This window comes from Rhodanobacter ginsengisoli, assembly GCF_042657065.1.
Taxonomy (GTDB): Bacteria; Pseudomonadota; Gammaproteobacteria; order Xanthomonadales; family Rhodanobacteraceae; genus Rhodanobacter; species Rhodanobacter ginsengisoli.
Genome location: NZ_JBHSNF010000001.1, coordinates 1902675 through 1925504, shown reverse-complemented (window position 1 = coordinate 1925504; position 22830 = coordinate 1902675). Strand labels below are relative to the sequence as shown.

Sequence of the window (22830 nt, the reverse complement as noted above, 5' to 3'; positions counted from 1 at the left end):
CGGGCACCTCGAGCCGCCACCAGCCCGGACCCCGGCAGCCGTTCATGCAGGCGCCAGCCACACAGGCTGATGGCACCGGCACAGGCCTGGGTCGGCGAATAAATCAGTTCGCGAGTCGGTCTACCAGCAGGTCCAGCAGCGCGCGCAGGCGGGCAAGTCGCTTCAGGTCGCGGTGATAACCGACCCAGGTATCGCGCGCGGGTGGCTCCTTGCCGAGGTCGATGCGCTCGAGGCCGGGGAAGCCATCGCCCAGCGATCGCGGCAGCACCGCGAGCCCGGCACCGTGAGCGCACATCTGCGCATGGATCGCCCGCGCATTGCTGCGAAAGGCCACACGGGCCTTCGGCAACGTCCGCTGCAGCCAGGCGACGTCGGGCATCTCGCTGAAGGCGGTGTCCATGGTGATCAACGCACAACCACTCCCGTCGCCGGCTTGCGGATGAGCCGAGCCTGCCTTCGTGTACAGGCCGTACGGCATGCGCAGCAGTTTGCGCGCGACCACGTCCGGCTCGTCGAATGGCTGGATGCGGAAGGCGAGGTCGGCCTCGCGACGCGACAGGCTGAAGAAGCGTGTATCGGTCAGCAGTTCGACGGTGACGCCCGGATGCATCCGGGCGAAATCCGCCAGCACCGGTGACAGGACGTAGGTGCCGAACCAGTCGGACGCGGTGAGTCGCAGCGGGCCTTCGAGATGCTGTTCCTGGCCATCCAGCTGTCGCTGGAATGCCAGCACCTCTTCCTCGATGCGCTCGGCATGACGCAGCACGGCGGCGCCTTCCTCGGTAAGCATGAAACCATCGGGAGTGCGCTGGAACAGGGTGTGGCCCACCGCCTGCTCCAGTGCGCGCAGGCGCCGGCCCATGGTCGGCTGGGTCTGCCCGACTCGACGGGCCGCCGCCCCCAGTGTTCCCTCGCGCGCGACGGCGAGGAAGACGCGCAGGTCACTCCATTCCATTCATCTCTCCGGTTGTCGAAGGGCTTGGTTGGGCCATGCATTTATGCATGAAAAACATGCATCAATTTTCATTTTCATGCAAATAGTTTTGGCCTAACGTGGCCTCCACGAATCCCGAGGAACCCACCATGAGCGCCCACCTTTCCATGCATGCCGCCGTACTCGAAAACCATGGCGAGGCCTTTCGCCTCGCCATCGTGGCCCGCCCCGTGCCGCAGGCGGGGCAGGTGCTGGTGAAGATCATGGCCAGCGCCGTCAATCCGCTGGACCTGAAGATCCGCAGTGGCGATGCCGCCCACGCCAGGCACCCGTTGCCGGCCATCCTGGGCATCGACATGGCGGGTATCGTCGAATCGGTGGGGCCGGGTGTCACGGCCTTCCGCACCGGCGACGAGGTGTATGGCATGACCGGCGGCGTGGGCGGCGTGCAGGGTTCGCTGGCCGAATACGCCGCGGTGGACGCCGCCCTGCTGGCACACAAGCCGTCCAACTTCAGCATGCGCGAAGCCGCTGCCGTGCCGCTGGCCTTCATCACGGCATGGGAGGGTCTGGTCGACCGCGTCCATCTGCACGCTGGCCAGACCGTGCTGGTGCAGGGCGCCGGCGGGGTGGGCCATATGGCCATCCAGATCGCCCGTGCGCTCGGCGCCACCGTGTTTGCCACCGACTCGGCGGCGAAAGCCCCATTCATCGCGCGACTGGGTGCCACGCCGATCGACTACAGGACCGCCACCGTCGAGGAATATGTCGCCGAGCACACCGCCGGTCGCGGCTTCGAGGTGGTCTACGACACCGCCGGCGGCGCCAGCCTGGATGCCTCGTTCAAGGCAGCCGCCCGTTTCGGCCACGTGGTCAGCGCGCTTGGCTGGGGCACGCATGCGCTGGCGCCGCTGTCCTTCCGTGCGGGCACCTATTCCGGCGTGTTCACACTGCTTCCGCTGCTCACCGGCGAAGGCCGGGCTCATCATGGGGAGATCATGCGCCACGCCGCCGAGATGGCCGAGTCGGGCCAGCTGATCCCGCAGGTGGATGATCGGCACTTCGACCTGGCCTCGGTCGGCGAGGCGCACTTGCTGCTCGGCCAGCGCGAAGCCCGCGGCAAGCTGGTGGTCGACATCAACGGTTGAGCTGGTCGGTCACCCGTCGCGGGGTTGATCTGCGTCAATAGCACGCCGGCACGCGCGAGTATGTTTTATCCAGGTCTCGCTCCCGCATCGGAGACTCGGTGTCGGTAGCGAGTTGGCGCAGCATCCCTGCCGCAAGTGGGGATGTGCGCGTGATAAGTGCTGGAGGAAATACCCCATGACCACGCTGACCCACTGGAATCCACTCAAGGCAACCTCTCGTTTCGACCCGCTGACCAGCTTCGAGGACATGTTCCGCAGCCTGGCTGCACGCCCGCAATGGCGCGATCTGGAGGCGGCGCCGGACATGCGCATCGACGTCTCCGAGGACGACAAGGCGTTCCACATCAAGGCGGAGATTCCCGGTGTCGACAAGAATGACATCGAGCTCTCGGTCGACGGCAATCAGGTATCGATCAGCGCCGAGGTCAAACGCGAAACCAGGAACAAGAAGGACGAAGCGGAAATCTATACCGAACGCTACTACGGCAAGGTCTATCGCTCCTTTACGCTGCCGGGCGAGTTCGACAGTGCGAAGGCCGAGGCCCGCTGTGACAACGGCGTGCTGTCCCTCGACCTGCCCAAGCGGCCCAACGGCAGCGCACGCAAGATCGCGGTCAGTTGAGCGGTCCGCAGTGACCCCGTCGCATTGTTCGGGTGATGGGGCGGGGTCACCAGCTTCCCCGATTACCAACGGCCACGCCACGCGGACGCCTCATGAGTGACGCATTCCTCAACCCGCTCGATGCGATCCGGTCGGAAGCCGTCCGGCTGGACGGCCTGGACCATGACTACGATGCGCTGATCGAGGCGGTCGGGGACCGTTCGTTCGTCCTGCTGGGCGAGGCGACGCATGGTACGCGCGAGTTCTATCGCATGCGGGCGCAGATCACGCGCCGGCTGATTATCGAGCGCGGTTTCGAAGCGGTGGCCGTGGAAGCGGACTGGCCCGATGCGTACCGGCTCAACCGGTTTGTACGGGGCGAGGGGCTTGAAGCCACCGCGCGGCAGGCGTTCGATGACTTCGAGCGCTTTCCGCGCTGGATGTGGTGCAATGAAGAGGTTCTGAGCTTCATCGAGTGGCTGCACGACCACAACATCGGACGGCCGGAAGATAGCCGCGTCGGCTTCTATGGCCTGGACATGTACAGCCTCTACCGCTCCGCCGAAGCGGTGATCGGCTATCTCGAAGGCGTGGATCAACAGCAGGCCTCGCTTGCGCGCAAACAATATGCCGCCCTCGACCACGTACGGGATCCACAGGGCTACGGCTATGAAGTAGCCGCGGGGCTCCGGCCCGATTGCCGGATGGCCGTGCAGGAGCGCCTGGTCCAACTGGTCCGGAATGCTCCCGAATATCTGACCCGGGACGGCCGGCGCGCTGCCGACGAGCAGTTTTTTGCGGAACGCAACGCCCATGTGGTGATGAGCGCCGAGGCCTACTATCGCGAAATGTTCGGTTCACGGGCGGACAGCTGGAACCGGCGCGACCAGCACATGACGCAGACACTGTTCTCCCTGCAGCATCACCTGCAGTCGCAGGGGCAGGCGGGCAAGATCGTCGTATGGGCGCACAACTCCCATCTCGGCGATGCCAGGGCGACGCAGATGGGGGAGGCGGGCGAATGGAATGTCGGGCAACTGGTTCGTCAGCGCGTCGGCTCGGCGGGATCGATGCTCGTCGGCTTCACCACCTACGCCGGCACCGTCACCGCGGCGCACGAATGGGATGGCCCGGCCGAGTGCCAGATCGTGCGGCCGGCACGCGCAGACAGTTACGAAGGCCTGTTCCATCGCAGCCGGCTCGATCGGTTCTATCTTTCCCTGGGCGATCCGGTGGCCCGCACGCTGCACTCGCCCATGCTCGAGCGGGCGATCGGCGTGCTCTACCGGCCGCATACCGAGTTTGCCAGTCACTATTTCGAGGCGATGTTGCCCGCGCAATTCGACGCCGTGTTCCACCTGGATGAAACCGAAGCGGTGGAACCCTTCGACGACGATAGCCACGCGCGGCATCGCGAAACGCTCTCCAGCCACCTTCCTGGCAACCCCTGAGGGCGTTCCGGCGCAACGACTTCATGACTCCGCGAGCCCCCGGGCCAGCAGGTCGCCTGGCAGTCGCGAATGCAGTTCGTGGAGCGGCAGCGCGGTCAGGTTGAGGCGGATCTCACCCACCACGCAGTCACTCAGATCCTTGCTGAAATTGCCGCGCAAGGCACCGAGAAAGCGATCCGGCGCGACCAGCACCAGTCGGTCGTACGAATGCTCCAGACGCCCACGTTCCAGGGTTTCGCCCAAGGTATGAGCAAAATGGTCGGTGCTCTTTTCGCGCAGGGAAGTGTGTGGCTCGATCGCGTGACGAACACTGCCCACGCTCTCGTTGACCCGGGGCAATCGATCCGTCGCTGCCTTGCGACCGGGCGCCCGACCATCGGGATTCGTATAGCAGGCCAGCTCACTCAGGGCCTTGTTCGCAGGCGCGACTTCGAACAGGCGCGCGCGGGTGCTGTCGGCAACCAGAACCCATGTACTCGACATGTCAACCTCCCACCCCGGATACGGGGCGTCACATGAATCGGATGGCAGCCGTGAGGCTGACGATCCGCACTCACGGTTGCAGCCGTCTCCGCGCATCATGTCCTTCCGCCCCGATCGAATCACTCGAGACACCTTCTACCTGACATGCGCGGAGGCCGGGTGCCGTGGGATCACGGCATGCCACCGGTGCATTTTCACTTTAGCGGGATCGCCGGATCCGCTGTTGATCTCCGTCAATGACATGGACGCTTGCAACCCACGCTCCGTGCGGACGGCAGGCCGTCGTGCAAGGCGGTTTCGACCCGGGGCCCGTGCCGTCGAAGACCGGCACCGGATGTTGACGTGGGTCAATGAGCGGCGTGGCTCGCGCGGCTATGTTTGCCATGGACCTGCGCCGCCTTGCATGCGGCAGCGCGGCGTGTGTGCATCGGGCTGGAACGATTCGTCCACTGGCAGGAGAAATGCATGAACCCCCTTTACAACGAGCAACTGAAAGAGGATCTGCGCGTGGTCGCGGAGGATATCGAGCAGCTTCTCGAAGATGTGGGAGAGGATGCCGGCGAGCGGAATGAAAGGCTTCGGCAGCGGCTGCATGCTGTCCGCGAGCGTCTGCAGCAAGTGCAGCAGGATGCCACTGATCGCCTGCGCCGGGCTTCGGCACAAGGCAACCGATACGTGCACGAAAATGCGTGGGGCGTCGTGGGCGTCGCGGCAACCGTGTCGTTCCTGCTGGGCATGCTGAGCACCCGGTCGCATCGCTGAAGAAAGTCACCCGGGCGATGGTGGCGCGCGTCCGGTGGCCTTGTCCCGGCGACGCAGCGCGGCGATGACTTCGGCATCCTCGACCTGCTGAAAACGCATGTAGTGGGCGCCGACGCTGGAGAAGTCGGCGGGTGCGGCGAGGCATACGACCTCATCCGCAAGCCTGGCCATTCTCGCCAGGGCGTCACCCGATGCCACGGGAACGGCACAGATCAGATGCGCCGGCGTCCGTTTGCGCACCCACGCCAGGGCGGCCGCCATCGTCGCCCCCGTGGCCAGCCCGTCGTCCACCACGATGACCACGCGGCCTTGCGGATCGATCGGCTCGCCGCCCTCGCCATACAGACGGCGCTGCTCGCGGATCCGCCTCAATTGCCGGGCAACCTCGCCGGCGAGATACGACTCGTCCGCTCCGACAGAATCGGCATACGGCGACAGTTGCACGTCGCCCGATTCATCAACGGCGCCCACCGCATACTCCGGGTTGAAGGGCGCACCGAGCTTGCGCACCAGCACCACGTCGAGGTCACCGTCCAGCGCATCGGCAAGCACGCGTCCGATGGGCACCGCACCACGAGGTATCGCCAGGATCAGCGGGTGGCGGCCACGCCAGCCACTCAGGCGATCTGCCAGAAACTGGCCTGCCTGGATACGATCGAGGAACGGCAGCAAGGACATCGGCGCACACTCCATCGAGCAATGGAAAACAGTCTGCTCCGGTCCCCGCAGGGCGTTTTGACGCAGATCAACTGAGCCGGCGCGAGTCATCGGCCACGTGCGGCACGAGGGGCGATCAGGTCAGGCCTTCCGCGACGCACCGCACGCGGGAGCTGTCGCCACCGATCGGCATCTCGTTACCGCGTACCCATGGTGCTCGCCAGTCGCTTGCGCAACTGCGGCAGGGGCAGGGCGTTGAGAACACCACCGGCCTCCAGCCATCCGCGCCGAGCCTGGTCGACGCCGAGCGACAGCCAGCGAAAGTCGTTGCGGTGATGGGCATCGCTGGAAATTGCGATCATCACGCCGGCGTTGCTGGCCTGGCGGCACTGGAAGTCGAACATGTCCAGCCGATCCGGCTGGCAGTTCAGCTCGAGGAAGCAACCACGCTCATGGGCGTGACGGATGATCCGGTCCATGTCCAGCTCGCAAGGGCCGCGCGTGCCGAACAGCCGTCCATTCGGATGGGCCAGGATGCTGAAATGAGGGTGATCCATCGCGCGCAGGATGCGTGCGGTCTGCTGCTCGCGCGGCAGGTCCAGGCGGCTGTGCACGGCACCGACCACGAGGTCCAGACGAGCCAGGGCGGCATCGGGCAGATCGAGCCGTCCGTCCGCCAGGATGTCCACCTCGATGCCCTTGAGCAGGACGATGCCGTCGAGCTTTTCGTTGAGCCGGTCGATCGCCTCGATGTGCGCCGCCAGCCGCCGTTCGTCCAGCCCATGCGCAATACCCAGGCTGTGTGAATGATCGGTAATGGCGAGGTAGCTCAGGCCTGCCGCCCGGGCGGCCACGGCCATCTGTTCGAGGCCTTCGCGACCGTCGCTGGCGGTGGTGTGGGCATGCAGGTCACCGCGAAGGTCCTTGCGCTCGACCAGCTTCGGCAGTTTCCCGTCGCGGGCAGCTTCGATCTCGCCCCGGTTTTCGCGCAGCTCCGGCGGGATGCCGGGGAGGCCGATGGAGGCATACACCGATGCCTCGGTGTCGCCGGCAATGCGCTTGCCGTCGCGGTACACGCCGTATTCGTTGATCTTCAGCTTGCGTGCCTGGGCGATCCGGCGCAGGGCCAGGTTGTGCGCCTTGGAGCCGGTGAAGTAGACCATCGCGGCGCCGAAGCTGGCGGCACCCACCACACGGAAGTCCACCTGCAGGCCGTCCTTCAGCACCACACTGGTTCGGGTGGGGCCCTGCGAAAGCACGTCGGCGACTTCCTCGAATGCGGTCAGGTAGCCGGCCAGCGCGGCCCCGGCGCCGGCCACGATCAGGATGTCCAGATCGCCGACCGTGTCGCGCCGACGGCGAAAGCTGCCGGCGACCACGACCCGGGAAACGCCCGGTGCCGCGCGCAGATAGGCTTGCAGCGCCTCGACGTGCGCGCTGACCCGTGCCAGCGGCCAGCGTCGGGCGCGCTCCAGATGCCCGGCGACGGCTTCGGCAATGCGCCGCTCACTGGCCACCCCAAAGCCGGGCAGGGCGCGGATACGCCCTTCGCGCGCGGCGCTGAGCAACTGGGTCGGCGTATGGATTCCCAGCTCGTGGTACAGCGCGTGCACCCGCTTGGGCCCCAGGCCGGAAATATGCAGCAGGTCGGTGATGCCCGGTGGAGACGTCGCACGCAGGCGATCGAGCTGGTCGCAACTGCCCCGCGCAAGGATCTCGCCGATCTTGCCAGCGAGGTCCTTGCCGATGCCCGGCAGGTCGTCCAGGTCACCACCCTGTGCCACCAGCTCGGCCATCTCCCGGGGCCAGGTGGAGACCGTGCGGGCGGCATTGCGGTAGGCACGCACGCGGAAGGTATTGGCCTGCTGCAATTCGAGCAGGTCGGCGATTTCCTCGAAAATGGCGGCGATATCGGCATTGCGACGAGTCATCGAGGGCGCTCCCGAGGCATGGATCGTCGACAGCGTATCGCCGCGCAGGAAAGGGGAGGCGATCTGGATCAAATTCCGCGCATGCGAGCAATGCAGGAACGTCGCCGGAAAATGCCCGATACTTGATCGGGGTCAGCATGCGTCATCGGGCATGCGCGATGCTTCAAGCGGTTCCGGCTTTTCGCATCTACCGGGGAGGTATCACCATGCGTGAGCATTCCAGGTCCCCATCGTCGGTCATCGAAGAGGTGCGAATACCACCGCTCGGGTTGCCGGGCCTGCTGCGCGTGCCGGCAAATGCATCCTGCATGGTGGCCTTTGCACACGGAAGCGACAGCAGCCGGCTCAGTCCGCGCAACAACTACGTCGCGGACGCGTTGGGTGAAGCGGGCATCGCCACCCTGCTTCTCGATCTTCTGACCAAGGGCGAGGCCACCAACCGGCGCAACGTCTTCGACATCGCGCTGCTGGCCGGGCGAATGGGGCTGGCGATCGACTGGTTGCTCGAACGAGGGGAAACCGGCCAACTCCCACTCGGCTTGTTCGGCGCCAGCACCGGTGCCGCGGCCGCCCTTGTGGCGGCTGCGGCGAGTTCCCAGGTCGCTGCCGTGGTTTCGCGGGGCGGCCGTCCGGACCTGGCCGGGGAGGCGCTGGTGCAAGTGCGCGCGCCGACCTTGCTGATCGTGGGCGGTCTCGACCTGGAGGTGATTGCGCTGAATCGGCAGGCGCAGGCACGCATGCATTGCGAAACAGAGCTGAGCATCGTGCCGGGGGCGACCCATCTTTTCGAGGAACCGGGAACGCTGGAGACCGTGGTGGATCTGAGCCGGGACTGGTTCCGCAGACATCTCGGATGAAGGCGCTCCGCGGTGGAGTGTTGATTCTTCCGCCTGGCGGAAGGCTGAGTGCCGTGCGGCAGGTCTTCGCCCCGGCACTCCGTGCGCCTAGAGTGGTTGCATTCGCCGCGTAGCGGCAAGTTGCTCCTAAGCTACAGGCCATCGAGCACGACGATGAACCAAGACAGCCCGAAGGTCTCGCTGATAACCGGTGTGCGTTCGGGCTTCGGGCGTGCATACTCCGATACCGCGCTCGCGGCCGGTCATCAGGTGATCGGCACGGTGCGCCGGGATGAGCACCAAACGCCGAGGCCATGGCTCCCGGACGCGCGCATACCGTGGTACACGACGTGACGGACGTCGAGGCGATCGATATCGAGGCCGAGCAGCCGCCGGTGCACCTGCGGCCTGGCAGCGCCGCACTCGACGTCGTGCGCAGGCATCTGGCCGACCTGGATGAGCAGATCACCGCCTGGGAGCCGCTCAGTCGATCCACCGACTTCCCGGCCCCCGCTTCCTTGCCGCAGGAGAGCTGATCATGGCGACACGCGACCACCCGGGATGGCTCGAGCTGCTCGGCATCCGGCTCCCGATCATCCAGGCGCCGATGGCCGGGGTGTCGTCGCCGGCCATGGCGGCCGTGGCGACCGAAAGCGGGGGCCTGGGCTCGCTCGGCGTCGGCGCCATGAACGCGGACGCGGCACGGAAGGAGCTTCACCGGTTTCGTGAACTGAGCGCCGGCCCGCTCAATGTGAATGTCTTTGTCCACCGGCCCGCACGGGTGGATCGGGCCAGGGAAGCAGGCTGGCTCGAACGGCTGCGTCCGGAGTTCGAGCGCTGGGGCGCCAGCGCGCCCGCAACGCTGCAGGAGCCGTACCGCTCCTTTCTGGTCGACGACGCCATGCTGGCCATGCTCGTCGAGGAGAAGCCGAAGGTGGTGAGCTTCCATTTCGGCCTGCCTCATCGACGCCAGGTCGACGCGCTGCACGACGCCGGCATCGTCTTGCTGGCGACGGCGACGAATGTGGCGGAGGCCGAGGCGATCGAGGCCGCGGGCATCGATGCCATCGTCGCCCAGGGCTACGAGGCCGGCGGTCATCGGGGTATGTTCGATCCCGACGCCGAAGACAGTCGCCTGGGCACCCTGGCCTTGACGCGCCTGCTGGTGCGAACCGTGGGCCTGCCGGTGATCGCCGCCGGAGGCATCATGGACGGCGCCGGTATCGCCGCCGCCCTGGCGCTCGGCGCCGGCGCGGCCCAATTGGGAACGGCCTTCATCGCCACTGACGAGTCACTGGCGGACGCCGGCTTTCGCGAGCGCCTGTTCAGCGATGCAGCCCGTTGCACCACGATGACGCGGGTGATCTCCGGGCGCCCGGCACGAAGCCTCGCCAGCGCGTTCACCCAATGGGGCGCGGACGTGCCCGATGACAACGTGCCCGATTATCCGATTGCCTACGACGCCGGCAAGGCGTTGAACCGGGCAGGGAAGGCCGCCGGGCAAACCGGCTACGGCGCGCACTGGGCCGGGCAGGGAGCGCCACTGGCGCGAGCCCTTTCCACCCGCACCTTGATGCAGGCACTGGAAGCCGAATTGATCGAGGCGTCGAAGCATTGAACAACGCCCGGAGAGACCGCGCGCAGACAGTGCCCCGATGAGGTGCTATCGACGTGATCTGCGGCCCGGTGGTCAAATTGACCATCGGTACTCACCGTCGACCGCTTACCCGCGAGGCATGCGCTATGGACCGTCTTGATGCCATGAAAGTCTTCATCGCGGCGCTCGATGAAGGCAGCCTCGCCGGCGCCAGTCGCAAGACCGGTCGCTCCGCCGCCGCGGTAAGCCGGGCCGTCGCCTTTCTGGAGGCCCGGGTAGGCGTGCCGCTGCTGCACCGGACCACCCGATCGATCAGGCTGAGCGAAGCAGGGGAGCGCTATGCACTGGCATGCAGGAAGATTCTGGCCGACCTGGAGGAAGCAGACCGGCAGGCCGCGGGCGAACGGTCGGTGCCGCGGGGCACGCTGACGATCACCTCGACCGTGTTCGCCGGGGTGGAGATCCTGCGACCGATCGTCGATGCCTTCATGGATGAATATCCGACGGTCACCGTGCGGATGCACATGCTGGAACGACCGGTCAACCTGATCGATGAAGGCATGGACCTGGCACTGCGCATTACCCATCTGGCCGATTCCACACTGGTCGCGCATCGCATCGGGGAAGTCCGCAAAGTCGTCGTGGCGTCGCCGAAGTACCTGGCGACGCAGCCGCGCATCGTGGAGCTCGCCGACCTGGCCAAGCAGCGGATCATCGCCATGGCACACATGGGACTGGACTCGTGGAGCTTTCCTCCGCTGGAAGGGTCATCGGTGCCGCGTTCCGTTTCGTTCACGCCGCGCCTGGTGATCGACAACATACAGGCTGCTGTGGCATCGGCGGTCGAAGGGCATGGCGTGACGCGGTTGTTTTCCTATCACGTCGCCCGGGAGATCGAGCAGGGATTGCTGCGCATCGTGCTTGCCGATGCGGAGCCCGCACCCACGCCGGTCCATCTGGTGTCGCCGTATGGCCGCCTCGCCGTGCCGAAGGTCCGCGCCTTCGTGGACTTCGCGCTGCCGCGCCTGCGCTCGCAGTTTGCGGACCTGGTGACGAATGCCGAGACGCCCGCCAATCCTCCGATTCCGTCGCCACGCGGAAGGATGTCTGCCGAATAGCAGGGATTCGCACATCCGCGATGCGCGCCTAGATTGTGGGCTGTCGGAGCCGCCGAACACTTCGGCGGTTCTCGGACTTCCCCCACATCTTCGAGGTATTCACATCATGAGCACTCAGCGGAAAGTTGCAATCATCACCGGCGCGTCCCAGGGCATCGGCGCGGGCCTGGTCAAGGCCTTCCTCGATCGCGATTATCGCGTTGTCGCCAACTCGCGCTCGATCCAGCCGTCGAACAACCCCGACGTGCTGACGGTCGCCGGCGACATTTCGGATCGCTCGGTAGCCGAGCGCATCGTCAAGGAGGCCGTTGCGCGCTTCGGCCGCGTCGATACGCTGGTGAACAACGCCGGCATCTTCACGGCCAAGCCGTTCACCGCCTTCACCGTCGAGGACTACGCCCAGAATCTGGCCGTCAACCTCAACGGCTTCTTCCACGTCACCCAGTTCGCGATCGCCGAGATGGAGAAGCAGGGCAGCGGCCACGTCGTCAGCATCACCACCACCCTGGCCGAGTACGCGATCGACGGCGTGCCGTCGGTGTTGGCGTCGCTGACCAAGGGCGGCCTGAACGCCGCCACCAAGTCACTGGCCATCGAGTACGCCAAGCGCGGCATCCGCGTCAACGCCGTGGCGCCGGGCGTGATCAAGACCCCGATGCACGGGCCGGAAACCCATGCCGCGCTTGCCTCGCTGCATCCGGTCGGCCGCATGGGCGAGATCAGCGACATCGTCGGCGGCGTGCTGTATCTGGAGTCCGCCGGTTTCGTGACGGGCGAGATCCTGCACGTCGATGGTGGCCAGATCGCCGGTCACTGAGTTCCCAAGCAAAGCCGAGGCGGGCGGCTCGCCGCTCGCCCTCGGCCCCCATCGAGGACACGATCATGCCTTACGTAAACATCCAGATTACCCGTGAGGGAACCGCTCCGGGCCGCGATGCGGCGACCGCCGAGGAGAAGGCCGCGCTCATCAAGGGCGTCAGCGAGCTCCTGCTGAACGTACTCAACAAACCCGTGACGTCGACCTTCGTGGTCATCGACGAAGTCGACACCGACAACTGGGGCTGGGGCGGGCTCCCCGCACTCGAATACCGCAGACAGCTGGCGGGCGCGAAGAAGTAGCGGCTCCAGCGTCGGCCGCCCCGCGGCCAGGTCCCATACCTCGACAGGCCCGGCAGGGTTCGCTCCGCCGGGCTGGGAGATCTCACGTGTCGACATCCATGGACATGCATCCGGTTTCGCCCTGGCGGGTCACCCTGGCAGGCTTCTGCGCGAGCCTGGTCGGCATCGGTTTCGCGCGCTTCGCCTATACCCCCTTGCTGCCCGCACTGGTGAGCGCCCACTGGTTCGCCGCCTCCAGCGCGGCCTATCTGGGAGCGGCGAACCTTGCCGGCTACCTGGCGGGAGCCGTGGCCGCCCGGCCTATGGCGCGAGCCACAAGTCCCCGCGCGGCGATCAACGGGATGATGCTGCTTGCCTCGCTTGCTCTGGCGGCCTGCGCGTGGCCGTTGTCGTTCGCCTGGTTCTTCGTATGGCGCTTCGCCTCCGGGCTGGCCGGTGGCGTGCTGATGGTGCTGGCGGCGACGACCGTGTTGCACCACATCCCACCGCACCGCCGCGGCCTGGCCAGCGGCGTCATCTTCATGGGGGTCGGTGCCGGCATCGCGGCCTCCGGCACGGTGGTGCCGCTGTTGATCCGCCAGGGCCTCGCGGCGACCTGGCTGGGACTCGGCGGCCTGTCGCTGGTGCTGACCGCGATGACGTGGAGAAGCTGGCCCCACGGCGCCGCACAGGAGACCTCTCTGGCCGACGCCGCTCCGGACGCAGCCGGCCAGTCCACGGCGCTTCGCGCGCTGTATGTCGAATACGCATTGAACGCGGTCGGACTGGTGCCACACATGCTGTTCCTGGTCGACTTCGTCGCACGAGGCCTGCATCAGGGCGTGCAGGTCGGGTCCGGCTACTGGGTGCTGTTCGGGTTGGGTGCGCTGATCGGGCCGGTGCTTGCCGGGCATCTGGCCGATCGCATCGGCTTCGGTCGTGCGCTGCGCCTGGCGTTCCTGGTCGAAGCGGCGGCCGTGGCGTTGCCGGCGCTGGGGCAGGGCGCGAGCGCACTGATGCTGTCCAGCGTCGTGGTGGGCGCCTTCACGCCGGGCATCGTGCCGCTCGCACTTGGCCGCATCCACGAGCTGCTGCCCCACCATCCCGCGCAGCAACGCGCCGCGTGGAGCCGGGCAACCACGAGCTTCGCCGTCCTGCAGGCCACGGCGGCCTACGGGATGTCCTACCTGTTCGGAAGGGATGGCAGCTACACGCTGCTGTTCACGCTTGGCAGTCTGGCGCTGGTGGCGGCATTTGCGGTGGACGCTGCGCGTGGATGGCGGTACCGCACAAAAGGCATCGCGCAGTAGCGCGGCATTCTTCCGGTATGCGCAACAGTGTCTGCCGGACGTCAGCTATTCGTTTGGTCTCACCGGCGGCGTAATGTTGTCGGCGATTCCGGCCGGGCATGCGGTCCGGTCATCATGCAGGAGTACGGTCCGTGGCAGACATGAATCCCTACACCCTCGGTGTCGACCACGTCGGCCTCACGGTGAGCGACATCGAGCGCTCCCGCCGCTTTTTCGTCGAGTGCCTGGGATGGAAGGTGGTGGGCGAGAATCCCGCGTACCCGGCCGTCTTCGTCTCCGACGGCACGACGCGGGTGACCCTGTGGCAGGCCGATGGCGACCACGTCGCGTTCGACCGGCGCCGGAACGTCGGTTTGCATCATCTGGCCCTGAAGATCGCAGACCTCGATGTGCTTTCGGAACTCCACGCGCGCGTCTCGGCCTGGCCGGATGTGGTGGTCGAGTTCGCGCCCGAGCCGGTGGGCAAGGGGCCCAGGGTGCACTGCATGGTTCGGGAGCCCGGCGGCGTCCGTATCGAGCTGGTCTGTACGCCCTCGGGCTGACGGTTCATGCCGGGATCACCGGCGGCTGGCATGAAGCATGCCGGGTCGCCTGGCTATGGTGGAGATAGGTCATGTTGAAAGCTTCGGATCTGTTCGTCGCCGCGCTCGAGAACGAGGGCGTGGAGCGCATCTTCGGCATCCCCGGCGAGGAAAACCTCGACCTGGTCGAGTCCATTCGCCGGTCGTCGATCCAGCTGGTGCTGACCCGGCACGAGCAGGCCGCAGCTTTCATGGCAGCGACCTACGGCCGGCTCACCGGCAAGCCGGGGGTGTGCATCACCACGCTCGGGCCCGGTGCGCTGAACCTGGCGACGGGGGCGGGATACGCGCTGCTCGGCGCCATGCCGATGATCATGATCACCGGCCAGAAGGCGATCCGCTCATCGAGGCAGGCGCGGTTCCAGATCGTCGACGTGATCGCCACGATGAAGCCGCTGACCAAGCTGTCGCGGCAGATCGTCTCGCCCACCATGATTCCCGCCATGGTGCGCGAGGCGTTCCGCGTCGCCGCGGAGGAGCGGCCCGGGCCGGTGCTGCTGGAACTGCCCGAAGACATCGCCGCGGAGTCCTGCGAAGAGACCGCGCTGATTCCCGCCCATCCCATCGAGCTCCCCGTCGCGAGCACGGAGTCCATCGAACGCGCGGCGCGGCTGATCATGCAGGCGCAGGCCCCGCTGCTGATGCTGGGCGCGGCAGCGTCGCGTCCGCGCTCCTCGTCCGATCTCGCCACGTTCGTCCTGCGCACCGGCATCCCGTACTTCACCACGCAGATGGGCAAGGGCACGGTACCCGGCGGCAGCGAGCTCTACATGGGCACCGCGGCGCTTTCCGAGCGGGACTATGTGCACGAGGCGATCGAGCGGGCGGACCTGATCGTCACCATCGGTCACGACACGGTCGAGAAGCCGCCGTTCCTGATGGGTGCCAAAGGGCCGAAGGTCGTGCACATCGGCTATGAGCCCGCGCATGTCGAGCAGGTCTATTTCCCCCAGGCCGAGGTGGTCGGCGACCTGGGGCCGTCGCTGCGGCAACTGGCCGATCGCGTCGAAGGAAACATCCCCAACGCGCAGGCGCTTCTGCCACTGCGCGAGGGCATCCTGAGCCGGATTGCTGCACGTGCCACCGAGGACCGCTTCACGCCGCAGCGCCTGGTGCACGACGTGCGCGAGGTCATGCCGGCCGACGGCATCCTCGCCCTCGACAACGGCATGTACAAGATCTGGTTCGCGCGCAACTACCGCACGCAGGTCGCCAACACGCTCCTGCTCGACAACGCACTGGCGACCATGGGCGCGGGCCTGCCCTCGGCCATCATGGCCGCGAATTTGTATCCGGGGCGCCGCGTCATGGCCGTCTGCGGCGACGGCGGATTCATGATGAACAGCCAGGAGCTGGAGACCGCCGTCCGGCTCAAGCTCGACCTGGTGGTGCTGATCATCGAGGACCGGGCGTTCGGCATGATCCGCTGGAAGCAGGCGGTCGATGCGTTTCCCGATTACGGCATGACCTTCGACAACCCGGACTTCGTGACCTATGCGAAGGCTTATGGCGCGACCGGGACCCGGGTGGAGTCGGTCGGCGAACTGCGCCCCACGCTGGAAAAGGCTTTCACCGATGGCGGTGTGCAGCTCGTCGTGGTGCCCATCGACTATTCGGAAAACAAGCGCGTGCTGGTCGACGAGTTGCAGCAGCGCTTGCCCATCCAGAAGGAGGCCTGACCATGACACGTCCACTGCAGGTAGTGCAGGCATTCGACCGCGCGGTCATGGCCGAGATAGCCGTCGACGATGCTGCCGCCCTCGAAGCCAGGCTCGCCACGGCCAGCCGCATGCTGCGCAACCGCGACGCATGGCTGAAACCCCATCAACGCAGTGCCGTGCTGCTGCGCACGGCCGGATTGCTGCAGGCACGGCAGGGCCATTTCGCCCGGCTGATCGCCCAGGAAGGCGGCAAGCCGCTGGCGGATGCGACGGTGGAGGTGATCCGGGCCGTCGACGGATTGCGCAATGCGGCCGAAGCAATCCGCACCTTCGCGGGTCGCGAGATTCCGATGGGCCTGACGCCCGCCAGCGAAGGACGCTGGGCATTCACCACCAAGGAACCGATCGGGGTGGTCGCCGCCATCTCCGCCTTCAATCATCCGCTGAACCTCATCGTTCACCAGGTGGCACCGGCGATCGCCGTCGGTTGTCCGGTCATCGTGAAGCCGGCCGCCGTCACCCCGTTGTCCTGCCTCGGTCTGGTGGATCTGCTGCGCGAGGCCGGGCTCGACGAGGCGTGGTGCCAGACCTTCATCACCGACGACAACGCGCTGGCCGAGCGTCTGGCCACCGATCCGAGGGTGGCCTTCCTGAGTTTCATCGGCTCGGCCAAGGTCGGCTGGTACCTGCGCAGCAGGCTGCCTGCCGGGACGCGCTGCGCGCTTGAGCATGGCGGCGCCGCGCCGGTCATCGTCGATCGCAGCGCGCCGCTCGATGCCATCATCGAGCCTATCGTGAAGGGCGGTTACTACCACGCCGGCCAGGTCTGCGTTTCCACCCAGCGCATCTTCGTTCACGCGGACATCGCGGACGGCTTCATCGAGCGACTGGCCGCCCGTGTCCAGGCGCTGCGGGTGGGCGATCCGTTGATCGAGCACACCGAGATGGGCCCGCTGATCGCTCCGCGCGAGGCAGATCGCGTGCTGTCGTGGACGGAGGAGGCGGTGTCTGCCGGCGCGAAGATCGTGGGCGGCGGACGCCTGTCCGAGACCACGCTCGCTCCCGCCGTGCTGCTCGATGCGCCGACGGAGGCGAAGGTGTCGCAGCTCGAGATATTCGGTCCGGTCACCTGCGTCTACCGCTACCGGGATCTCGACCAGGCGATCGACGCCGCCAACGCGCTGCCCTTCGCGTTCCAGGCCAGCGTGTTCTCCTCGGATATCGCCCCGGCGATGCGCGCCGCCCGGCGCCTGGATGCGTCCACGGTGCTGGTCAACGACCACACGGCGTTCCGCACCGACTGGATGCCGTTCGCCGGTCGCCGGCAATCGGGTTACGGCGTTGGCGGCATCCCGTATTCGATGGAAGACATGTCCCAGGACAAGATGGTCGTCCTGCGCTACGAGGGTTAGCCCACCGACTCCGCCTACCGTGGCGGTCCTTGCCCGACGGCTTGCCCGCGCGGCAGCCGGGGCGTTCAGCCCTTCTTCTGCCGGATGTGCAGTCCGGAACCTGACACCGATGCGGCCCCGATGGCCGCATCGGTGGCCGCATCGGTGGCCGCATCAGCCGGCCTTGGGAACGAATCCCGGTACGCCGGTATCGACCACGGCATTGAGCCGGAACGTCGTCTCGATGCCGCTGCGCATTTCCTGCATGGCGTCTTCGGGCAACGGCGAGATCGCGAAGTTCTCCCGGATGTGCTCGGGGTTGGTCGACGTGGTCAGGAAGGCACCGCCACGCTGCACGGCCCAGGCCAGGGCGACCTGGGCTGGCGTCCTGCCGAGCCGATGCGCGATGGCCTTGATCACCGGGTCGTCGGTGACGCGCGGTTCCATGCCGTGGCCCAGCGGGGCGAACGCGAGCAACACGATGCCGTGGGCCTGGCAGAACTCCAGCAGCTCCCACTCGGGCAGGTAGGGATGGCATTCCACCTGCACCACGGCAGGCATGATCCGGGCCACCGCCACGATCTCCTTCAGCCGCTCCAGGCGGATGTCGGAAAGACCGATGAAGCGACACTTGCCCTCGTCGACGAGCCGCTCCATCGCCCGCCATGTCTCCACCAGCGTCACTTCCCGGTCGTACGCGGGCTGGCCGTCCTCGTCGGTCGGATACTGTTCGTCGCCGGGCCGGAAGGCGTAGGGCGTGTGGACGAGGTAGCCATCCACGTAGTCGAGCTGCAGGCGCTTGAGGCTCGCCTCGAGCGCGGGGCCGACCCGCTCCGGCCGGTGATTGTTGTTCCACAGTTTGGTGGTGACGAACAGATCCTCGCGCTTCACCGTGCCGGCATCGAAGGCTTCGCGCATCGCCTGGCCGACGACGTCCTCGTTGCGATAGAGCTCGGCGCAGTCGAGATGGCGAAAGCCGGTCTCCAGCGCCACCCGGATCGCCTTTCGGGCAGCGACGGGGTCGCGGATCAGGGTGCCGAATCCGACCGCGGGCAGCGTTCCGGTTCCGTTGGCCAACGGGAGGGTGGTCTCATAAAGATGTTCTGCAGTTTGCATGTCGGTTCTCCAGGTCATCATTCGTTGCCACGGGCTATCTTGCGCGCAAAAGCGCCATCGGAATGGCCGCCCAGCGCGACGAAGAGCTGTGCCGTATCGAGGTACTGCGCCGTCTTTGCGCGGAGCTGCCCGATCAATGCGCGCTGGTAGGCTCGCTGGGCGTCGAGTACCTGCAACAGCCCGGTCTCGCCCGCCCGGTAGCCCGCCTGGCCGATCCCCAGGCCGGTTCCGGCGGCGTTCAATGCGCGCTGCTGCGCCGAGTATTCCTCGTTGTCGTGGTTGATCGCCTGCAACAGGTCGGCCACCTGACCCAGCGAGCGGATCACCGTTTGCCGGTAGATCGCGAAGCTGGCCTGGTAGGCGTCGACGGCGCCGCGGCGGTTCGCCTTGAGGGTACCGCCGTGGAAGAGCGGTGCGGTCAACGCCCCGGCGACACCCCAAAGCATGCCTGCGCCCGGTCCGGCCCGGCTCACCGACGCGGAGAGCTGCAGGTGCGGATAGAGGTCCGCGGTGGCCACGCCGATCGCGGCACTCGCCGCGTGGAGTTCGGCCTCGGCCTCGAGGATGTCCGGGCGTCGACGCGCGAGCTCGGAGGGCAAGGTGAGGGGAAGATCGGCCGGCAGCACGAAATCGGACAGTACGAAGTCCGGCGGCGTCCAGTCGGCGGGACCTTTCCCCGCAAGCACGGACAGCGCGTGCCGTGCCGTATCCCGCTGCTGCGCCAGCGGCGGCAGCAACGTCTGGTCCTGCGCGAGCTGATTCAGGACGAGCGCGACGTCCACCCGGGTCGCGCTGCCGTAGCGCTCGGCGGAGCGGACCAGCTCGAGGTTCCTGCGGTCGTCGGCCAGCAGCTCGTCCAGCGCGTCCATCTGCGCCCGCGCGGAGGCGAGCAGGATGGCTTGGCGGGCGACATCGCCGGTCACGGTCAGGTAGGCGGCATCGAATCGATGGCGCTGGAGCTCGGCCAGCGCAGCCTGCTCCTCGATCCGCCGCCGGTTACCTCCGAAGAGGTCGAAATCGAAGCTGACCTGCGGGCCGACCGCGTACTGGGTGGTGGTGGTTCCACGCCCTGTGCGTTGACGCCCGCCCTGGGCTGCGACATCCACCTGGGGCAGCAACGCACCACCGGCCGCGGCGACGGCTTCGTTCGCCTGGGCGATCGTCGCATCCGCAGCGTCGAGGTCCAGGTTGCCGGCGACCGCCTGGCGCATGACCTGGTCCAGCTTCGGCGAGCCGAACATCGCCCACCAATCGTCCGTGGGCGCGCGATCCGCGTCGATGCGCTGCGCGCTTTCCGGCACGCCGGGCGCGGTGAGCGCCCGCTCGGCCTGCAGGTCGTAGTGGCGCGAAGCGGGTGCGGCCGGTCGCGAGAAGTCGGGGCCGACCATGCAGGCTGACAGGAGCAGGGCCGGTGCGGCAAACAGGGCCGTCCGGGCGACGCGCCGGGAAAGGGATGATCCAAACGGTTTCATGCGCGGCTCCGGCCTGTCAGAGGCGTTGGCGGGGTTTGCGGAGGAACAGGACGAGCGGGCTGGCCGCGAGCATGACCAGCATCAGCAGCTTGAACTGGCCGATCACCGCGATCAGTGCCGCCTGGCCGGTGACCATCTCGTTGATCGCGCCGAGTGCCGGCCCCGCGAGCGGGCCGGTCGCCTGTGCGGCGACGCCGTAGGGCCGCAGATGCCTGGCGAGCGCCAGGTGCATGGCCTGGGTGTTGTTGTAGAAGTAGATCTGCACGATCGCGACGCCGATCGTGCTGCCATAGAGCCGCGACAGGTTGAACAGCACCGTGCCCTCGGCACGGAACGTCGGGTCCAGCGTGCCGAAGGCTTCCCGCGTGAGCGCGGGCATCATCATGCCCAGGCCCGCACCCTGCAGCGCACCTGCGACCATCACCGGCATGCCATCCATCAGCGGCGAGTAACCGAGCATGCGCCAGTTGGCATAGATCACCAGCGCCATGCCGACGGCCACCAGCAGCCGGTTGTCGATCACCCGCGGCGCACGCCAGGTCAGCATCAACGCGCCGATCAGCGCGGCACCGCGCGGAATCGTGAGGTAGCCGGCGGTGTCGGCGGGGTAGCCGAGCAGTTCCTCCAGCATCGGCGAGGTCAGCGCCAGCGTCGGCAGCAGCACGAAGCCGAACGCGAAGAAGATGATCGCGCTGAGCCCGAAATTGCGGTCCCGGAACAGCGCCTTGTTGAGGAAGTGCTCCCGCCGCGTCAGCGCGTGCACGATGTACAGGTAGAAGCCCAGCGCCGAGACGACGGCTTCCACCCGGATCTCGGTCGAGGCGAACCATTCCAGGCGCTCGCCGCGATCGAGCAGCATCTGCAGCCCCGCGACGCCCAGGGTGAAGGTCGCCAGGCCGAAGAAGTCGAATGGCGGCCCCTTGGCGAATTTCTTCTCGCGCAGGCACAGCCCCATGGCCGGCAGGATGAACGCGACCATCGGCAGGCTGAACCAGAACAGCGCATGCCAGCCGCAGGTCTCGCTGAGCCAGCCGCCGATGCCCGGCCCGCTGAGGATGCCGAGCAGCGAGGTCACGCTCCACACCATGCCGATCCGCCCGTGCCGCAATGGCGGCAGCTCGTCGAGCAGGATCGCCATGGACAGGGGCGCGAGCATTCCGCCCGCGGCCCCCTGGAAAATGCGCGCGGCCACGAATTGCAGCGGTGTCGTCGCCAGCGTGTCGAGCACCAGCGCCACGCCGAAGAGCGCAATGGACGTCTGGAACACGGTCTTGCGCCCGAACCGGGCGGCCAGCCAGTGCATCAGCGGCATGACGATGGCGCTGGCCGCGATGTAGGAGGTGAACACCCAGCCGATCTCGTCGTCGGTCATCGACAGGCCGCCCTGGATGTGCAGCACCGCGGCATTCGGCAGCGAAATGTTGACCGCCTGCATATAGGTCGAGAGCAGGGCGGCGGCGACGATGGCGCGATGGCCAACCGACGTCGTGCCCGGGGCAGGGGACGTGCTCACAGGCGTGCGTCCGCGACGGTCCCGACTGGAGTCCGTTGCGCCCCGGTATCCACCCGCGCGGTCACGCTGATGCCGGAATAGAGCGGCCAGCGCGCGTCGGGGGCATCGAGCTCGAGGCGGACCGGCAGGCGCTGGACCACCTTCACCCAGTTGCCGGTGGCGTTCTCCGGCGGCAGGACCGAGAGATCCGACCCGGTGCCGGGACTCATGCTGACCACATGGGCATGGAAGGGGTGCCCGGGATAGGCGTCCACGGCCACGGTCGCCGGCTGCCCCGGGCGCATCCGGGTCAGGCCGGTCTCGCGGAAATTGGCTTCGATCCAGACGTCGCGGCTGGAGATCATCGAAAACACCGGCGCCCCGCCGTGGACGAAGTCGCCCACCTGGAGGTCGTCGACCTTGGTCACGATGCCGTCATCGGGCGCGACGACGTTCGTGTAGGACAGGTCCAGTCGCGCGCGATCCAGCTGTGCCCGGGCTTCACGTACCGTCGGATGCTGATCCACGTCGATGTCCGGATCGCCATCCAGCCCGGCCACGGTCCGCGCGACTTGCTGCTGCACCGAGGCGAGGTGCTGCCGGGCGACCTTGAAGTCCGTCTCGGCGCGCTCATAGGCGGCGCGGGAGGCGAAGTTCGATGCGAGCAGTCCTTTCTTGCGCGCGAATTCGCGCCGGTCGAAATCGGCTGCATCGCGGGCGGAGAGGGAGTCGGCCAGTTGCTGCCGATAGGTCGCCTTCAGCGCGCGGATCTGCAGGCGCGCACTGGCCAGCCGCGCCTGGGCCTGGGCCACGGTGATCCGGTACGGTTGCGGATCGACGCGGAACAGCAATTGGCCTTTGCGGACCCGCTGGTTGTCCTTCACCCGGATCTCCACCACCTGGCCGGACACCCGGGCATTGATCGAATCCCTCGCCGCGCGAACGAACGCATCGTCCGTCGTGACGTAGCGTGCGCCGGCGAGGAACCAGATGGCACCGCCCAACGCCAGCACCACCGGCAGGGCAAGCATCAATGGCCGGCGCAGCCTTTCCCTTGCCGTGCGGGTCGCGGCCGCAGGCCCGTGCCCTGTGTCCGGGGCCTTCGTGTTGTCGTCGACTTCCTGATGCATGGTCTGAATCCGGTATCTCGAGTGAGTGACGCCGTCGCCGGCGCGGTTGTGGGGCGGCATC

22 protein-coding genes are annotated in these 22830 nt (G+C 67.1%); 14 read left to right on the top strand and 8 right to left on the bottom strand.

Translation table 11 applies throughout. The features are described from left to right. Positions 1-103: 103 nt before the first annotated feature. Positions 104-955, bottom strand: a complete 852-nt coding sequence (locus ACFPPA_RS08925; RefSeq protein ID WP_377319345.1) for a LysR family transcriptional regulator — start codon at positions 953-955, stop codon at positions 104-106. A 128-nt stretch (positions 956-1083) separates the two neighbouring features. Here ACFPPA_RS08925 and ACFPPA_RS08920 point away from each other — a divergent pair, with 128 nt between their 5' ends. The 3 genes from ACFPPA_RS08920 (at position 1084) to ACFPPA_RS08910 (ending at position 4134) form a co-directional block, all read left to right on the top strand. Continuing rightward, positions 1084-2082 carry a zinc-dependent alcohol dehydrogenase family protein gene (locus ACFPPA_RS08920; RefSeq protein ID WP_377319343.1) on the top strand — a complete coding sequence of 333 codons (999 nt, stop codon included), beginning with the start codon at positions 1084-1086 and terminating at the stop codon, positions 2080-2082. A 175-nt stretch (positions 2083-2257) separates the two neighbouring features. Continuing rightward, a complete protein-coding gene (locus ACFPPA_RS08915) occupies positions 2258-2704 on the top strand; it encodes an Hsp20/alpha crystallin family protein (protein WP_377319341.1) in 447 nt (148 codons plus the stop codon). Between the two features lie 35 nt (positions 2705-2739). After that, the gene (locus tag ACFPPA_RS08910; protein ID WP_377319339.1) at positions 2740-4134 is read left to right on the top strand and encodes an erythromycin esterase family protein; all 1395 of its coding nucleotides are present in this window, start codon (positions 2740-2742) and stop codon (positions 4132-4134) included. Between the two features lie 21 nt (positions 4135-4155). On the opposite strand, the gene ACFPPA_RS08905 is transcribed toward ACFPPA_RS08910, so the two are convergent. Continuing rightward, positions 4156-4617, bottom strand: coding sequence for a host attachment protein (locus ACFPPA_RS08905; RefSeq protein WP_377319337.1), 462 nt, complete (start codon positions 4615-4617; stop codon positions 4156-4158). Positions 4618-5082: 465 nt separating this feature from the next. On the opposite strand from ACFPPA_RS08905, the gene ACFPPA_RS08900 reads away from it, so the two are divergent. Then, a complete protein-coding gene (locus ACFPPA_RS08900) occupies positions 5083-5379 on the top strand; it encodes an ElaB/YgaM/YqjD family protein (protein WP_377319335.1) in 297 nt (98 codons plus the stop codon). 6 nt (positions 5380-5385) lie between these two features. Here ACFPPA_RS08900 and ACFPPA_RS08895 read toward each other — a convergent pair whose 3' ends face one another. Then, a complete protein-coding gene (locus ACFPPA_RS08895; RefSeq protein ID WP_377319333.1) occupies positions 5386-6147 on the bottom strand; it encodes a phosphoribosyltransferase in 762 nt (253 codons plus the stop codon). An 86-nt stretch (positions 6148-6233) separates the two neighbouring features. Then, a complete protein-coding gene (polX, locus tag ACFPPA_RS08890; RefSeq protein ID WP_377319331.1) occupies positions 6234-7967 on the bottom strand; it encodes a DNA polymerase/3'-5' exonuclease PolX in 1734 nt (577 codons plus the stop codon). 269 nt (positions 7968-8236) lie between these two features. Between polX and ACFPPA_RS08885 the strand changes: the two genes are divergently transcribed. The 10 genes from ACFPPA_RS08885 (at position 8237) to ACFPPA_RS08840 (ending at position 17580) form a co-directional block, all read left to right on the top strand. Beyond that, a complete protein-coding gene (locus ACFPPA_RS08885; protein WP_377319329.1) occupies positions 8237-8824 on the top strand; it encodes a dienelactone hydrolase family protein in 588 nt (195 codons plus the stop codon). A gap of 293 nt (positions 8825-9117) precedes the next feature. Beyond that, positions 9118-9339: a hypothetical protein gene (locus ACFPPA_RS08880; protein ID WP_377319327.1), complete on the top strand. Its 222-nt coding sequence runs from the start codon at positions 9118-9120 to the stop codon at positions 9337-9339. Between the two features lie 2 nt (positions 9340-9341). Beyond that, on the top strand, positions 9342-10421 hold the full coding sequence (locus tag ACFPPA_RS08875) for an NAD(P)H-dependent flavin oxidoreductase (RefSeq protein ID WP_377319325.1): 1080 nt from the start codon (positions 9342-9344) through the stop codon (positions 10419-10421). A 53-nt stretch (positions 10422-10474) separates the two neighbouring features. After that, entirely contained in the window at positions 10475-11518 is a 1044-nt protein-coding gene (locus tag ACFPPA_RS08870; RefSeq protein ID WP_377319323.1) for a LysR family transcriptional regulator, read from the top strand. Positions 11519-11624: 106 nt separating this feature from the next. Next, complete coding sequence (locus tag ACFPPA_RS08865; RefSeq protein WP_377319321.1) at positions 11625-12335, top strand: SDR family NAD(P)-dependent oxidoreductase; 711 nt, start codon at positions 11625-11627, stop codon at positions 12333-12335. Positions 12336-12400: 65 nt separating this feature from the next. Next, complete coding sequence (locus tag ACFPPA_RS08860) at positions 12401-12637, top strand: tautomerase family protein (protein WP_377319319.1); 237 nt, start codon at positions 12401-12403, stop codon at positions 12635-12637. Positions 12638-12723: 86 nt separating this feature from the next. Beyond that, positions 12724-13926 (top strand): YbfB/YjiJ family MFS transporter, encoded by a 1203-nt coding sequence (locus ACFPPA_RS08855; RefSeq protein WP_377319317.1) that lies wholly within the window; start codon positions 12724-12726, stop codon positions 13924-13926. Positions 13927-14066: 140 nt separating this feature from the next. Continuing rightward, on the top strand, positions 14067-14468 hold the full coding sequence (locus tag ACFPPA_RS08850) for a VOC family protein (protein WP_377319316.1): 402 nt from the start codon (positions 14067-14069) through the stop codon (positions 14466-14468). 71 nt (positions 14469-14539) lie between these two features. Then, positions 14540-16186 (top strand): acetolactate synthase large subunit, encoded by a 1647-nt coding sequence (locus tag ACFPPA_RS08845; RefSeq protein ID WP_377319314.1) that lies wholly within the window; start codon positions 14540-14542, stop codon positions 16184-16186. Positions 16187-16188: 2 nt separating this feature from the next. Beyond that, positions 16189-17580 carry an aldehyde dehydrogenase family protein gene (locus ACFPPA_RS08840; protein WP_377319312.1) on the top strand — a complete coding sequence of 464 codons (1392 nt, stop codon included), beginning with the start codon at positions 16189-16191 and terminating at the stop codon, positions 17578-17580. A gap of 153 nt (positions 17581-17733) precedes the next feature. Here ACFPPA_RS08840 and ACFPPA_RS08835 read toward each other — a convergent pair whose 3' ends face one another. From ACFPPA_RS08835 to ACFPPA_RS08820, 4 genes are read right to left on the bottom strand one after another with little or no spacing between them, the layout of a single operon-like run. Further along, the gene (locus ACFPPA_RS08835) at positions 17734-18675 is read right to left on the bottom strand and encodes an aldo/keto reductase (protein WP_377319310.1); all 942 of its coding nucleotides are present in this window, start codon (positions 18673-18675) and stop codon (positions 17734-17736) included. 17 nt (positions 18676-18692) lie between these two features. After that, a complete protein-coding gene (locus ACFPPA_RS08830) occupies positions 18693-20147 on the bottom strand; it encodes an efflux transporter outer membrane subunit (protein ID WP_377319308.1) in 1455 nt (484 codons plus the stop codon). A 16-nt stretch (positions 20148-20163) separates the two neighbouring features. Further along, positions 20164-21660, bottom strand: a complete 1497-nt coding sequence (locus ACFPPA_RS08825; RefSeq protein WP_377319306.1) for a DHA2 family efflux MFS transporter permease subunit — start codon at positions 21658-21660, stop codon at positions 20164-20166. Further along, a complete protein-coding gene (locus ACFPPA_RS08820; RefSeq protein WP_377319469.1) occupies positions 21657-22829 on the bottom strand; it encodes an HlyD family secretion protein in 1173 nt (390 codons plus the stop codon). Before ACFPPA_RS08820 ends, ACFPPA_RS08825 begins: the two co-directional genes overlap by 4 nt. Position 22830 lies beyond the last annotated feature (1 nt).

Bases quoted from the DNA above. Each gene is read 5' to 3' on its own strand.
- ACFPPA_RS08875 (WP_377319325.1), top strand. From the start codon at position 9,342: ATGGCGACACGCGACCACCCGGGATGGCTCGAGCTGCTCGGCATCCGG.
- ACFPPA_RS08840 (WP_377319312.1), top strand. From the start codon at position 16,189: ATGACACGTCCACTGCAGGTAGTGCAGGCATTCGACCGCGCGGTCATG.
- ACFPPA_RS08865 (WP_377319321.1), top strand. From the start codon at position 11,625: ATGAGCACTCAGCGGAAAGTTGCAATCATCACCGGCGCGTCCCAGGGC.
- ACFPPA_RS08860 (WP_377319319.1), top strand. From the start codon at position 12,401: ATGCCTTACGTAAACATCCAGATTACCCGTGAGGGAACCGCTCCGGGC.
- ACFPPA_RS08880 (WP_377319327.1), top strand. From the start codon at position 9,118: ATGGCTCCCGGACGCGCGCATACCGTGGTACACGACGTGACGGACGTC.
- ACFPPA_RS08820 (WP_377319469.1), bottom strand. From the start codon at position 22,829: ATGCCGCCCCACAACCGCGCCGGCGACGGCGTCACTCACTCGAGATAC.
- ACFPPA_RS08850 (WP_377319316.1), top strand. From the start codon at position 14,067: ATGAATCCCTACACCCTCGGTGTCGACCACGTCGGCCTCACGGTGAGC.
- ACFPPA_RS08845 (WP_377319314.1), top strand. From the start codon at position 14,540: ATGTTGAAAGCTTCGGATCTGTTCGTCGCCGCGCTCGAGAACGAGGGC.
- ACFPPA_RS08900 (WP_377319335.1), top strand. From the start codon at position 5,083: ATGAACCCCCTTTACAACGAGCAACTGAAAGAGGATCTGCGCGTGGTC.
- ACFPPA_RS08910 (WP_377319339.1), top strand. From the start codon at position 2,740: ATGGGGCGGGGTCACCAGCTTCCCCGATTACCAACGGCCACGCCACGC.
- polX (WP_377319331.1), bottom strand. From the start codon at position 7,967: ATGACTCGTCGCAATGCCGATATCGCCGCCATTTTCGAGGAAATCGCC.
- ACFPPA_RS08895 (WP_377319333.1), bottom strand. From the start codon at position 6,147: ATGACTCGCGCCGGCTCAGTTGATCTGCGTCAAAACGCCCTGCGGGGA.
- ACFPPA_RS08920 (WP_377319343.1), top strand. From the start codon at position 1,084: ATGAGCGCCCACCTTTCCATGCATGCCGCCGTACTCGAAAACCATGGC.
- ACFPPA_RS08915 (WP_377319341.1), top strand. From the start codon at position 2,258: ATGACCACGCTGACCCACTGGAATCCACTCAAGGCAACCTCTCGTTTC.
- ACFPPA_RS08905 (WP_377319337.1), bottom strand. From the start codon at position 4,617: ATGTCGAGTACATGGGTTCTGGTTGCCGACAGCACCCGCGCGCGCCTG.
- ACFPPA_RS08835 (WP_377319310.1), bottom strand. From the start codon at position 18,675: ATGCAAACTGCAGAACATCTTTATGAGACCACCCTCCCGTTGGCCAAC.
- ACFPPA_RS08925 (WP_377319345.1), bottom strand. From the start codon at position 955: ATGGAATGGAGTGACCTGCGCGTCTTCCTCGCCGTCGCGCGCGAGGGA.
- ACFPPA_RS08830 (WP_377319308.1), bottom strand. From the start codon at position 20,147: ATGAAACCGTTTGGATCATCCCTTTCCCGGCGCGTCGCCCGGACGGCC.